The following is a 12384-nucleotide window of genomic DNA, read 5'->3' on the forward strand; positions in this document are numbered from 1 at the left end:
GGGTGCGTCGACCGCCGCGGGTGCGTCGACCGCCGCGGGTGCGTCGACCGCCGCGGGTGCGTCGACCGCCGCGGGTGCGTCGACCGCTGCGGGAGGGCCGATAACCACGGCCGGGCCAGACTCTGTCGCCGCGGGCGAGTCTAGTGCCGCGGGCGAGTCGAGCACCGTCGACAAGGGCGAGTCGAGCGTCGCCGGTGGGTCGGAGGCTGCGGAGCAGTCGAGCACTGTGACCGAGGGCGGGCCGAGCGGCCGCGGTAAGAAAGCCGGGCAGAACGCCGCCGAGAAGGCAGCGGACACCGCGGCGGCCTCGAGCGATGCGTCGACGGTGAGCGCCGCGTCGAATGCGAACGGTGCTTCGACGGAGAGTGGGTCGCAGGCGGCGGCGAAGTCCGGCGCTGCCGACAAGGGCAAGACCAACGTCGCCGAGAACGCCGCGCCGGCGGTGAGCGGATCGCCGCAGGCCGCGAGGCCCAGCACAGCCGACGGGGACGAGTCGAGCGCCTCGGACGTCGCGCCTATGGCGGGCGGGCCGCAAGAGAGCGCGGAGTCCGGTGCAGCCGGCGAGGCCGCGCTCGCGGCGGGCGGTTCGCTGGCTGCGGAGTCCGACGCGGCCGACAAGGCCGCGCCCACACAGGGCGCGAAGTCTGGCGCGGCCGACAAGGCTGAGGTGAAGGCCGCAAGTGGGTCACAGCAGGCCGCTGAATCCGAAGCCAATGGCAAGGCGGCGAGTCCCGAGGCCGTCGACAAGGCGGGGAGTGGGTCGCAGCGGGGCGCGCAGCCCGAGGCCGCCGGCAAGGCGCTGAGTGGGTCACAGCGGGGCGCGCAGCCCGAGGCCGCCGGCAAGGCGGATGGCGGATCGCAGCCGAGTGCGAAGTCCGGCGCCGTCGACAAGGCGGAAGGTGCTGTGGCGAGTGGGCGGCAGCAGAAGCCGGGCGCCGCCGACAAGGCCGGGACCAAGGCCGCTGACGCGCAGGCGAAGCCGGCTGCGGAGACCAAGCCCGCGGCTGCCCAGGCGAAGGCCGAGAAGGTCGAGCAGCCTCAGGACCAGAACGCCACCCGGGTCGTTCCGCGGCAGGTGGACGCCGACAAGACGGCGATTGCCGCCGTTCTGCCCCAGGGTGGGGCCGAGCCTCAGGAGCTTCCGCCCATTGCGGGCATCAATCGCTCGAACCGTCCGGCGTGGACGCCCATGCCGGTCGTGCCGACCTATTCGAGCAGCCCGGGCATCACCGTCTTCGGCACCCGTCTCACCTATCGCCAGGCCGCGATCGGGTTCGGCGTGGTGCTGCTCATCGTCGTGCTGGTGGCCGTTCTTGTGGCGCAGGCGTTCGGCAACGACGACGACAACGCGCAGGCCGGCCCCGGCGCGTCCGCCGCCGCCACGCAGCAGGGTGCCGCCGGGCAGGGCTCCGCCAAGCCGTCCACTCCTGCTACCGGCGCGGCGACGCCGAGCAAGGCGCCCAGCACCGCCGCGCTGCCCGCCGGTTGGGCGATGCGCACCGACGCCACCGGGTTCAAGATCCCGTTGCCGGCGAACGCCAAGCGCAGCGAGAGCAGCAGCGGCATCGAGTACAAGTGGAACAACCGGCTGCTGCTCGTCTCGCAGACCACGAGCCCGGCCCCCGACGCGTACCAGGACTGGGTCGACCAGGAGAAGGACCGCTCCGGCACGATCCGGGGCTACCAGAAGGTCCGCGTCGACCGCGTGAACGGCTACTTCAAGAACGCCGCCGACTGGGAGTACTTCTACACCACCAGCACCGGCAACGCGCAGCACGTGATCAGGCGCAACTTCGTCGTCAACGACCACCAGGCGTACTCGCTGAACTGGTATGTCAGCCCGGAGGACTGGACCGCCTCGCAGGCCGACATCAAGGCGATCATCGCGGGGTTCCAGCCGAAGTAGCACTCGGACGAGTGAGTCGCCGGATGAATGGGTAGTTCACGTCGTATCACCGAGGAGGTGCGACATGAACTGCCGACGGTACGGCAGTAAGCCCACGATCGGGTTCTGGGTCATCATCGCGTTCGCCGATCTCGTCGTGCTCACCGCGACCATCGGGCCACTCGCCATGTTCGCCATCATCGCCCTGCTGGCCGTGTTCGCCGGCGGCGTGATCGCCGCCCGTATGCTCAGGAAGCCCGCCGAAGCGCCCGCGAAGGCCGTGGTACGGCGCCGCGCCTGAGAGCGCGCATAGCGTGATCGGCTACAGTTCGGCGCTGTGTCGATCGAAGGCGTGACTGATCTCTGGGACAAGCTGCTCGGCGCTCAGCCGGACCCGCCCGGCCTGCTGGTGCTGCTCACCGCGCTGGCCGGATTCCTGGCCGTGGCGTTCCGCCCGGTGTGGCGGATCGCCCGCAACGCCGTCACGATCGCGCACGAGGGCGGTCACGCGCTGTTCGCGCTGCTGACCGGCCGCCGGCTGCGCGGCATCCGGCTGGAGTTCGACACGTCCGGCCTGACGCTGTCGTCGGGGCGCCCGACCGGGCCGGGCATGATGCTCACGCTGCTCGGCGGCTACATCGCGCCGTCGCTGGTGGGCCTGCTCGGCGCGTGGCTGCTCGGCGGCAACCGGATCACGCTGCTGCTCTGGCTCGCCGTCGTCCTGCTGCTGCTCATGCTGATCAACATCAGGAACCTGTTCGGCGTGGTGTCGCTGGTCGTCACCGGCGCGATCGTCTTCGTCGTGTCCTGGTACGCCTCGCCGCAGGTCCAGGCCGCTTTCGCGTACGCGGGTGTGTGGTTCCTGCTGTTCGGCGGGGTGCGGCCGGTCTTCGAGCTGCAGAGCCTGCGCAGCCGCGGCCGCATGCCCGAGTCGGACGCCGACCAACTGGCGCGCGTCTCGCACGTGCCCGCCCTGTTCTGGGTCGGCGTCTTCCTCATCGTGAACGTGGCGGCCCTGGTCATCGGCGCCTTCATGCTCGCCGGCCAGTGGCTGCCCGCATCGGCCTGAGCGCCTAGGAGCACTCCGGCGGCGCGGTCGGCTCCCCGCCGGTGGCGAGGTTCGTGTTGAGCTCGGTGGTGGTGGCGAGCCGGGTGAACGCCGGCCCGAGGCTCAGGTCGATGACGTCGTCACCGCGCCGAGGGTCGAACCGCATGGTCACCTCGCCGTGCAGCGACGCGCGCGCGACGGTCGCCGTGCCGATCGCCGCGGGGCCGTAGACCAGCATCGCCGCGCCCGAGGAAGCGGGCTCGGTGGGCCCCTGCAGCACGGTGAAGCGGCGTGCCCGCAGCTGAGCGGCCGTTTCCGCGGCGCCGGAGATCCGGATCTTGATCTGGCTCGGGTCGCTCGGCAGCGTGAGAACGCACCGCACGGTGGGGGCGGCGGCCGGAAGCGGTGGGGCGTCGCGCTTCTGCTCGGGCCAGGCGAACGCGACACCTGCCGTGGCCGCCACCACGGCTGCCGCCGTCGTCGTCACGGCCAGCTGCCGCCGGCGCCGGCTCCGGCCGCGGGCACGGATCGCCGCGGCGGGGAGGACGTCGAGGTCGCGCACCTCGGCTTCGAGCTCGCGCAGGCGTTCAGGCACGGTACGGGGCATCGCTGATCTCCTCATCAGGGTTGTCGACGAGCCGGTCGTCGAGCAGCCGGCCCAGGGTCGCCCGCGCCCGGGAGAGCCGCGCCTTGACCGTCCCCTCGGGGACGCCGGTGCTCGCGGCGATCTCGTAGACCGGCATGTCCAGCAAGTAGTGCAGCGCGACGGCCTGCCGCTGCGGCGCGGGCAGCCGCTGCAGCGCGCCGACGATGGCCACCCGGTCCGGTGACGGGCCACCGACCGCTTCGGCCTGCGGCCCGAGGCGCGCCCGGGCGGCGAGCCAGCGCCGGAGACCCCGCCACCTGTTGATCATCAGGCGCCAGGCGACAGCGCGTACCCAGCCCTCGGGATCGTCGTATCGGGACACCTTGGGCCAGTGCTGCCAGGCGCGCGCGAACGCCTCCTGCGCGATGTCCTGGGCGTCGGAGCGATCACCGCAGGCGGCATAGAGGTAGAGCACGACGCGCCGGACCGTCGCTGTGTAGAAGGCGTCGAAGTCGGCTTGCACATGGGAAGACACACCGCACCCGGCGATCCGGTTGCCCCGTTACAGCGGAATGTTGCCGTGCTTCTTGGGCGGCAGGGTCTCCCGCTTGCTGCGCAGCATCCGCAGGGCCTGCGTGACCTGCGCGCGCGTCTCGGAGGGCTGGATCACGGCGTCGACGTAGCCGCGCTCCGCCGCGATGTACGGGTTCGCGAGCGTGTCCTCGTACTCCTGGATGAGCTCGGCACGGCGCACCGCGGGGTCCTCGGCGGTGGCGAGCTCGCCGCGGTAGAGGATGTTGACCGCGCCCTGTGCGCCCATGACGGCGATCTGCGCGGTGGGCCAGGCGAAGTTCATGTCGGCGCCGAGGTGCTTGGAGCCCATCACGTCGTACGCGCCGCCGTACGCCTTGCGCGTGATGACGGTGATCTTGGGGACGGTGGCCTCGGCGTACGCGTAGATGAGCTTTGCCCCGCGCCGGATGATGCCGTCCCACTCCTGTGCGGTGCCGGGCAGGAAGCCGGGCACGTCGACCAGGGTCAGCACCGGGATGTTGAAGGCGTCGCAGGTGCGCACGAAGCGGGCGGCCTTCTCGCTGGCGGCGATGTCGAGCGTGCCGGCGAAGTGCATCGGCTGGTTGGCCACGACACCGACCGGGCGGCCCTCGACGCGGCCGAAGCCGACCACGATGTTCTGAGCGTAGAGCGGCTGCACCTCGAGGAAGTCGTCGACGACGGTCTCGACTACTTTCTTGATGTCGTACGGCTGGTTCGCCGAGTCCGGGATCAGCGTGTCCAGCGCGAGGTCGTCCTCGTCGGCGGCGAGCGAGGCCGGCTCCTCGAAGACGACGGGCTCGTCGAGGTTGTTCGACGGCAGGTACGACAGCAGCGCGCGCACGTAGTCGATCGCGTCGTCCTCGTCGGAGGCCAGGTAGTGGGCGTTGCCGCTGCGGGTGTTGTGGGTGCGGGCGCCGCCGAGCTCCTCGAAGCCGACCTCCTCGCCGGTCACCGTCTTGATCACGTCGGGGCCGGTGATGAACATGTGCGACGTCTGGTCGACCATCACGGTGAAGTCGGTGATCGCGGGGGAGTAGACCGCGCCGCCCGCGCAGGGCCCCATGATCAGCGAGATCTGCGGGATGACGCCGCTGGCCCGGACGTTGCGGAAGAAGATGTCGGCGTAGAGGCCGAGCGCGACGACGCCCTCCTGGATGCGCGCGCCGCCGGAGTCGTTGATGCCGATGATCGGGCAGCCGGTCTTCATGGCGAGGTCGAGCACCTTGACGATCTTTTCGCCGAAGACCTCGCCGAGCGATCCGCCGAAGACGGTGAAGTCCTGGGAGAAGACGCAGACCTGCCGGCCGTCGACGGTGCCGTAGCCGGTGACCACGCCGTCGCCGTAGGGGCGGTTCTTGTCGAGGCCGAAGTTGGTGGAGCGGTGCCGCGCGAGCGCGTCGAGCTCCACGAAGGACCCCTCGTCGAGCAGCATCGCGATCCGCTCGCGCGCCGTCTTCTTGCCGCGGGCGTGCTGCTTCTCGACGGCGCGTTCGCTGCCGGCGTGCACTGCCTCCTCGGTACGGCGGGTGAGGTCGCCGATCTTGCCGGCCGTCGTGTGGATGTCGGCCTGGATCGCGTCGGGCTGCGTCGTCACAGTGGTTCCTCACGTGGTTCCGGCGGAGGATGAAAAGACAGACTTGATCGTAGTGCGACGGGAGTCCACGCGCCGCTACGGGTGCGTTTCGCACTCAATGCCCCATTCGTTACGTCTCTCGTGACGAACTGGATGACCGCGGCCGGCATCGCCCTCATCGCCGGGGGGCTCGCCACATTGATCTGCTTCCGCAGCGTGCTCTTCCGGACCGGCGGGCGCCGGGCCGGGCGCAAGGCGGTTCGCGAGGCCACCCGCAACGCCGTGCTGGCGGCCGAGGCCGATCTGCCGCCCCGCCGCGCGCGGGGGAGCCGTCGCCGTGGCCGGCAGTCGCCGGAGGAGCGCACCGGCGCGATCGCCCTGGCCGGGGAGCGCGGCGGGCTTGCGATGATCGGCCTGGCGGACGAGGAGGACGACGAGGTCCCGCACGGTCGCCGTCGCCGGGACCACGCGGCGTACGGCGGTGAGCGCTTCCCCGAGTTCGGCGAGCCCGAGGATTCGGCCTCCGAGGGGCCAACGGACTTCGAGCACGACGGGGACGTCACGGAGCCGGAGTTCGTCGCGGAGCCGGAGTTCGTCGCGGAGCCGGAGTTCGTCGCGGAGGCGGATTTCGCTGCGGAGGCGGATTTCGCCGCGGAGGCGGAGGAAGTCGCGGCGGAGGAGCCCACGCCGGAGCCTGTCGCCCGCTTGGGCCACCGCGTCGAGGGATGGGTGCGCCCGGAGTACCGGCAGACCCGCGAGGAGCCGCCGTCCGGCGAATACTGGACGCCGATCCCGGTCGAGCTGGACGAGGATCCCGAGCCCTCGGCCAAGGGCTACGGCTGGCCGGTCCCGGTCGAGCGCCTCCCGCCCGTGCCCGACTACGAGCCCGCCACCGGCTTCGACCTCACGCCCGTGCAGCACGAGCCCACCGAGGTCGTGCCGGTCTGGCCGCCGTCCGCCGCCCTGGACGAGGGCGAGGCCGGCGAGCGCCCCGGCCGCATCCGCCTCCCGCGCAGCTGGCAGTCTCGCAACGACAAGCGGCGCGCCGCCCGCGAGCAGCAGCCGCCGGCCCGGGAGTGGCGGGCGGACAACTTCGAGACCGTGGCCGAGGAGCCGCGCCCGGAGCGCCGCCGCCCCCGCCCGCGCCCCCGGCCGGCGGAGGCGCCGCACCATCCCAGCCGCGTCTACGTGAGCCGCCACGCCGCCGACCCGCCGCAATGAACGGGCGGACTACGCTGCACTGATGTCCTCGCCGTACACCGACCTCGACCGTCCGCCGCTGTCGGCCCGCGCGCTCGGCCGGGCCCTGGTGGCGCCCGGCGGCTTCTGGTCGCGGCTCGACCTGCGCGCCGAGACCGCGTCGACGAACGCCGACGCCGCCGCGGCGGCGCAGGGCGGCGAGGCCGAGGGACTCGTGGTGGTCGCCGAGAGCCAGACGGCCGGGCGTGGCCGCCGCGACCGGCAGTGGACGTCGCCGCCGCGTGCCGGGCTGACCCTGAGCGTGCTGTTGCGCCCCCTCGAGCGCAACGACGAGCGGGACTGGCCGGCCGTGCCGCCCGGCGCGCTCGGCTGGCTGCCGCTGCTGGCCGGGGTGGCGCTCTGCGAGGCGGTGACCCGGGTGGCCGAGGTCGAGGCCGCCCTGAAGTGGCCGAACGACCTGCTCGTCGCGGGCGGCAAGTGCGCCGGCATCCTCGCCGAGGCGTCCGGCGGCGCGGTCGTGGTCGGCATCGGCCTCAACGTGAGCACCCGCGCCGACGAGCTGCCCGAGACCAACGGCCTGCCCGCCACCTCGCTCCGGGTCGCCGGTGCGCCGGTCACCGACCGTGACCCGCTCCTGCGGGCGTCACTGCGCGGCATCGCTTCCTGGTACACGGGGTGGCGGGAGGCCGGCGGGGACGCGGAGATGTCGGGGCTGCTCGCCGCGTACCGGAGGAACTGCTCGACGATCGGCCGGCAGGTCCGCGTGCTGCTGCCGGCCGGTGACCCGCTCGAGGGCGAGGCGACCTCGGTGGACGGTGACGGCCGCCTGGTCGTCCGTACGGCGGACGGCGCCGACCATCGCGTCTCGGCGGGTGACGTGCTGCACGTACGCTGACGGCGTGGCGTTCCCCGAGGATGTGCTGGCCGAGGAGGAGGAGCTCGTCCTCCACCTCCATCCGCATTGGAAGGCGGCGATCCGCCCGGCGCTGGTCGCGCTGCTCGCGGTGGTCGTCACCGCCGTGGCCTGGGTGATGCTGCCGACCACCGACGGCGGCCGCATCGCCTTCGCGGTGGTCGCGCTGATCATGCTTTATCAGGGGATCCGGTACGGCGCCGCGCCGCTGGTGCAGTGGCGGTGCACCCACTACGTGCTGACCGACGAGCGGATCCTGCTCCAGGACGGCGTGATCGCCCGGGAACGGCGCGACCTGCCGCTCAACCGCGTCAACGACCACGTCGTGACCCAGTCGGTCCTCGACCGGCTCTTCGGGTCGGGCACGCTCAAGGTCGACTCGATCGGTGAGCAGGCCGCCCTCCTCGCCTCGGTGCCGCGCGCCCAGAGCGTGCAGACGCTCCTCTACGAGCTGATCGAGCAGGATCGTCAGCGGCACCCGGAGGACGACGAGGAGGAAGCGGCGGAGGAGCCGGAGCTGCCGGCCCAGCGGCGGGGTCTCTTCCGGCGCCAGGCCAGGCGCGGCGACTAGCGTGTCGTCGCGGTGACCTGAGGCTCTTCCTCGGTGCTCAGTTCGGCGAGGCCCGCGGCGGCGTCGAGCTCGGCCAGCTCGGTCTCGTGGCCGTCGACCGGCGGCTTGAGGAAGACGAAGGTGCGGTAGGCCCAGAAGCGGAAGATCGTCGCGATCACGATGCCGAGCAGCGTGACGGCCATGAACTCGTACTTGTTGGTCTCTTCGGTGAGACCGAAGCCGTACTTGCCGATGGCGATGGCGCCGGACTGGATGACCATGCCGATCAGGTTGAACCCGAAGAACAGCGTGTACTCACGGCGCAGCGCCGTGCGCGTGTGGTGACGGTATGTCCAGTAGCGGTTGGCGAAATATGCCAGGGTGGTCGTGATGACCGTGCCGACGACGCTGGCCTTGACCGCGCCGATCGGCAGCAGGGCCCAGGTGATGGCCATGTAGAGCAGCGTGTTACCGGCGCCGATGACACCGAAGGCGATGGCTTCGGGGGCTACACGGCGCAGGCGTGTCGTCAGCGAGCTGACTGAGGGCATTGGGCAACCTTAGCGGGAGAGTGGGCTTTACGCCGTGTCACGGAGGGGGGAAGGTGGCGGCGTCACAGTAGCCGCACGTGGGTCCTGACGTTGTGGCGTGCCCGGCGGAGCCGCGGCCGGCGGTGCCGCTGAGGGGAACACGAACCGGCGGTACGACCAGAAGCGGAACAGCGTGCCGACGGCGGTGCCGACCAGCTGTCCCGAGATGTTGTCCGCGAGCTTGGTCTGGAAGATCGGCCACACACTGCCGAGACCGTAATGGCTGATCGCCAGGCAGGCGAGCCCGATGCCCAGGCCGATGGCGTTGAGCACGAAGAACATCGTGTACTGCCGGGTGATGTTGCTGTGGGCCGCGTGCCGCCAGGTCCAGAAGCGGTTGCCGGTGAACGCGACGGTGGTCGCCAGCACAGTCGAGATGGTCTTGGCGAACAGCGTTTCGACGCCGGCCTGGAGCAGCACGTTGAAGATGGCCAGGTCGATGGCGAACGCGATGGTCCCCACCGTGCCGAACTTGCTCACCTCGCGGACGAGTGCCCGGATCTTGGCGCGCAGGCCGGAGGGCTGCGTCGGCGAGATGTCGGGCACGATCCGAGAGTACCGGGGGCCGTCACCTGCCGCTGTTTTCGTTTGCGAGTCTTAACCGCCGGACCCGGCGTGGTGACGCTGCCGGTACGGAGGGTGCATGTCGCTGACCTCGGCGATCTCCGCCACCCGTCCGCGGCACTCGGCGCACCAGCCCAGGTGCAGGCGCATCCGGTTGCTGTCCCGCGGCGCGAGCCGCCCGCGCAGGTGCACGCCGAGGCGGTCGCCGGCCCAGCGGCACTCCGGGTGCTTGACCACGCCGACGTGCTGCTGCAGGTAGAGGCTGCGCAGGCCCTCGCGGGCGCGGTGGGCCAGCACGGCCACGGCGTTCGGTGTCATGCCGAGCATGCCGGCCACCTCGGCGGGGCTGTTGCCCTCGACGGCGGTCTGCCAGAGCACGTCGCGCCAGCGCTCCGGGAGTTGCCGGAACGCCGCCGCGGCGTACGCGCGCTCCAGCCGGTCCAGCGCCGGGTCGGTGTACGGCTGACCCTCGTCGTACCTGGTCAGGTCGTCGGTGAACTCGAGCCGGCGGTCGCGGCGTGCCCGGTGGTAGCAGACGTGCCGCATGGTGGTGGCGAGGTAGGCGCGGAAGGCGACCAGCGGCCCGCGGCCGGCGCGCAGGGCGGCGAAGACCTTGGCGAACGTCTCGGCGACCAGGTCGTCGGCGTCGGCGGGGTCTCGAGTGAGGCCGTACGCCAGGTGCCGCGCCGCGGCATGGTGCCGCTCGTAGAGCGTGCCGTACGCCGCGGTGTCACCTGCGCGGACCGCCGACAGCAGTTCGGTGTCCGTGTCCGTGGCCCTGCCCGGGATGGTCATTCCTGCCTCCTGCGGCGGGAGTAAGAGGAAAGCCCGATTACCCAAGCTTAGGGTGTTAAGTCCGTTTTGCGAAAGTCGCCGATCGGCCGGGCGTGCCCCTGGCCGTTCCGGCAATGCTGCGCGGAACTGCGCTGTGCGGCGAAGAATCGATCGTCTGCAAGCAAAGTTGCCGAGGATTGTGCAGTTGTCCACAGCATCTTCCGATGAACAGAACGTCCATCGGCTTTAGGCTCTGGTAACTCCCCATGACCCGGCCGCTACCGGTCGAACTATCAGTGGTCCTGGTCAACGAAGACCGAAGGAGATCACCGTGCCCCCGACTTCTCATCCCCGGCTCCTCGCCTGGATCGACGAAGTGACCGCCCTGACCACCCCGGATCGCGTCGTCTGGTGCGACGGCTCCGAGGAGGAGTGGCGAGAACTCACCGACGCCCTGGTCGAATCGGGCTCGCTCGTCCGCCTCGACCCCCAGAAGAAGCCCAACTCGTTCTGGGCGCGCACCGACCCCGGCGACGTCGCCCGCGTCGAGGAACGCACCTTCATCTGCTCGGCCGACGAGGCCGACGCCGGCCCCACCAACAACTGGATGGCGCCGGCCGAGATGAAGGCGACCATGACCGAGCTCTACCGGGGCTGCATGCGCGGCCGGACGATGTACGTCGTCCCGTTCTGCATGGGCTCGCTGGACGCCCCGCGGCCCATGTTCGGCGTCGAGCTCACCGACAGCCCGTACGTCGTCGCGAGCATGCGCATCATGACCCGGATGGGGGCCGCGGTCCTGACGGCGATGGGCGACGACGCCGACTTCGTGCCCGCGCTGCACTCGGTCGGCGCCCCGCTGGAGCCGGGACAGGCCGACGTGCCGTGGCCGTGCAACGAGACCAAGTACATCTCGCACTTCCCGGAGACCCGCGAGATCTGGTCGTTCGGCTCCGGCTACGGCGGCAACTCGCTGCTCGGCAAGAAGTGCTACGCGCTGCGCATCGCCAGCGTGGCCGCGCGCGACGAGGGCTGGCTCGCCGAGCACATGCTGATCATGAAGCTGACCTCGCCGGAGGGGCAGGTCCGCTACGTCGCGGGCGCCTTCCCGTCGGCCTGCGGCAAGACCAACCTCGCCATGCTCGAGCCCACGCTGCCGGGCTGGAAGGTCGAGACCATCGGCGACGACATCGCCTGGATGCGGTTCGGCGAGGACGGCCGGCTCTGGGCCACCAACCCGGAGTTCGGGCTCTTCGGCGTCGCGCCCGGCACCGACTTCCACACCAACCCCAACGCGATGCGCACCCTGGCGCGGGGCAACTCGGTCTTCACCAACGTCGCCCTCACCGACGACGGCGACATCTGGTGGGAGGGCATGGGCGAGCCGCCCGCCCACCTGACCGACTGGAAGAACCAGGACTGGACGCCCGGGTCGCCAACCCCGTCGAGCCACCCCAACAGCAGATTCTGTACGCCGATCGAGCAGTGCCCGATCCTCGCCGAGGAGTACCACGACCCGCGCGGCGTGCCGATCGACGCGATCCTGTTCGGCGGGCGCCGCCGCACCACCGTCCCGCTGGTCACCGAGGCCCGCGACTGGGTGCACGGCGTCTACCTGGGCGCGACGCTCTCCTCGGAGACCACCGCGGCCGCTGTCGGCCAGGTCGGCGTGGTGCGCCGCGACCCGATGGCGATGCTGCCGTTCATCGGCTACCACGCCGGCGACTACTTCCAGCACTGGATCGACATGGCCAAGGGCGCGTCCGGCGACGCCGCCAAGCTGCCCAAGGTGTTCTACGTCAACTGGTTCCGCCGCGGTGACGACGGCCGGTTCCTCTGGCCGGGCTTCGGCGAGAACAGCCGGGTCCTCAAGTGGATCGTCGACCGGCTCGACGGCAAGGGCGACGGCGTCGAGACCCCGATCGGCCACGTGCCCACCCCCGAGGCCCTCGACCTGACCGGCCTCGACCTCGACGAGGCCGACGTGGCAGCCGTCCTGCGCGTCGACCGCGACGAGTGGCTGGCCGAGATTCCCCAGGTCACCGAGTGGTTCACCAAGTTCGGCGACAAGCTCCCCGCCGTCCTCTGGGCCGAGCTCGACGCCCTGCGAGCCCGCCTGGCCGACGCCTGAGGTCCATAGTGGCCG

Annotated in this window: 14 protein-coding genes; 7 read left to right on the forward strand and 7 right to left on the reverse strand. The window is 71.3% G+C overall.

The features are described from left to right. A partial coding sequence (locus Ade02nite_RS24885; protein WP_203768575.1) for a hypothetical protein occupies positions 1 to 477 on the reverse strand: 477 nt, incomplete at its 3' end. A gap of 190 nt (positions 478 to 667) precedes the next feature. Here Ade02nite_RS24885 and Ade02nite_RS24890 point away from each other — a divergent pair. The 3 genes from Ade02nite_RS24890 (at position 668) to Ade02nite_RS24900 (ending at position 2954) form a co-directional block, all read left to right on the forward strand. After that, positions 668 to 1906 carry a serine/threonine kinase C-terminal domain-containing protein gene (locus tag Ade02nite_RS24890; protein WP_203768577.1) on the forward strand — a complete coding sequence of 413 codons (1239 nt, stop codon included), beginning with the start codon at positions 668 to 670 and terminating at the stop codon, positions 1904 to 1906. 64 nt (positions 1907 to 1970) lie between these two features. Next, positions 1971 to 2186, forward strand: coding sequence for a hypothetical protein (locus Ade02nite_RS24895; RefSeq protein WP_203768579.1), 216 nt, complete (start codon positions 1971 to 1973; stop codon positions 2184 to 2186). A 36-nt stretch (positions 2187 to 2222) separates the two neighbouring features. Then, positions 2223 to 2954, forward strand: coding sequence for a M50 family metallopeptidase (locus tag Ade02nite_RS24900; protein ID WP_203768581.1), 732 nt, complete (start codon positions 2223 to 2225; stop codon positions 2952 to 2954). A gap of 4 nt (positions 2955 to 2958) precedes the next feature. Here Ade02nite_RS24900 and Ade02nite_RS24905 read toward each other — a convergent pair whose 3' ends face one another. The 3 genes from Ade02nite_RS24905 to Ade02nite_RS24915 are packed head-to-tail and all read right to left on the reverse strand — an operon-like array spanning position 2959 to position 5668. Beyond that, positions 2959 to 3540 carry a LytR C-terminal domain-containing protein gene (locus Ade02nite_RS24905; RefSeq protein ID WP_203768583.1) on the reverse strand — a complete coding sequence of 194 codons (582 nt, stop codon included), beginning with the start codon at positions 3538 to 3540 and terminating at the stop codon, positions 2959 to 2961. Next, a complete protein-coding gene (locus Ade02nite_RS24910; protein ID WP_239169028.1) occupies positions 3521 to 4054 on the reverse strand; it encodes a SigE family RNA polymerase sigma factor in 534 nt (177 codons plus the stop codon). The genes Ade02nite_RS24905 and Ade02nite_RS24910 overlap by 20 nt, the downstream gene beginning before the upstream one ends. A gap of 27 nt (positions 4055 to 4081) precedes the next feature. Beyond that, positions 4082 to 5668 carry an acyl-CoA carboxylase subunit beta gene (locus tag Ade02nite_RS24915; RefSeq protein ID WP_203768585.1) on the reverse strand — a complete coding sequence of 529 codons (1587 nt, stop codon included), beginning with the start codon at positions 5666 to 5668 and terminating at the stop codon, positions 4082 to 4084. Positions 5669 to 5788: 120 nt separating this feature from the next. On the opposite strand from Ade02nite_RS24915, the gene Ade02nite_RS24920 reads away from it, so the two are divergent. The 3 genes from Ade02nite_RS24920 to Ade02nite_RS24930 are packed head-to-tail and all read left to right on the forward strand — an operon-like array spanning position 5789 to position 8331. After that, a complete protein-coding gene (locus Ade02nite_RS24920) occupies positions 5789 to 6868 on the forward strand; it encodes a hypothetical protein (RefSeq protein WP_203768587.1) in 1080 nt (359 codons plus the stop codon). A 19-nt stretch (positions 6869 to 6887) separates the two neighbouring features. After that, positions 6888 to 7742, forward strand: coding sequence for a biotin--[acetyl-CoA-carboxylase] ligase (locus Ade02nite_RS24925; protein ID WP_203768788.1), 855 nt, complete (start codon positions 6888 to 6890; stop codon positions 7740 to 7742). Positions 7743 to 7746: 4 nt separating this feature from the next. After that, positions 7747 to 8331, forward strand: a complete 585-nt coding sequence (locus tag Ade02nite_RS24930) for a PH domain-containing protein (protein ID WP_203768589.1) — start codon at positions 7747 to 7749, stop codon at positions 8329 to 8331. Here Ade02nite_RS24930 and Ade02nite_RS24935 read toward each other — a convergent pair. The 3 genes from Ade02nite_RS24935 to Ade02nite_RS24945 are packed head-to-tail and all read right to left on the reverse strand — an operon-like array spanning position 8328 to position 10259. Then, a complete protein-coding gene (locus Ade02nite_RS24935; protein ID WP_203768591.1) occupies positions 8328 to 8861 on the reverse strand; it encodes a GtrA family protein in 534 nt (177 codons plus the stop codon). The genes Ade02nite_RS24930 and Ade02nite_RS24935 overlap by 4 nt on opposite strands. Before the next feature lie 27 nt (positions 8862 to 8888). Next, positions 8889 to 9446: a GtrA family protein gene (locus Ade02nite_RS24940; RefSeq protein WP_239169029.1), complete on the reverse strand. Its 558-nt coding sequence runs from the start codon at positions 9444 to 9446 to the stop codon at positions 8889 to 8891. Between the two features lie 51 nt (positions 9447 to 9497). Continuing rightward, positions 9498 to 10259, reverse strand: coding sequence for a sigma-70 family RNA polymerase sigma factor (locus Ade02nite_RS24945; RefSeq protein ID WP_203768593.1), 762 nt, complete (start codon positions 10257 to 10259; stop codon positions 9498 to 9500). A 304-nt stretch (positions 10260 to 10563) separates the two neighbouring features. On the opposite strand from Ade02nite_RS24945, the gene Ade02nite_RS24950 reads away from it, so the two are divergent. Next, positions 10564 to 12369, forward strand: coding sequence for a phosphoenolpyruvate carboxykinase (GTP) (locus Ade02nite_RS24950; protein ID WP_203768792.1), 1806 nt, complete (start codon positions 10564 to 10566; stop codon positions 12367 to 12369). Positions 12370 to 12384 lie beyond the last annotated feature (15 nt).

Source organism: Paractinoplanes deccanensis (genome assembly GCF_016862115.1).
Classification (GTDB): domain Bacteria; phylum Actinomycetota; class Actinomycetes; order Mycobacteriales; family Micromonosporaceae; genus Actinoplanes; species Actinoplanes deccanensis.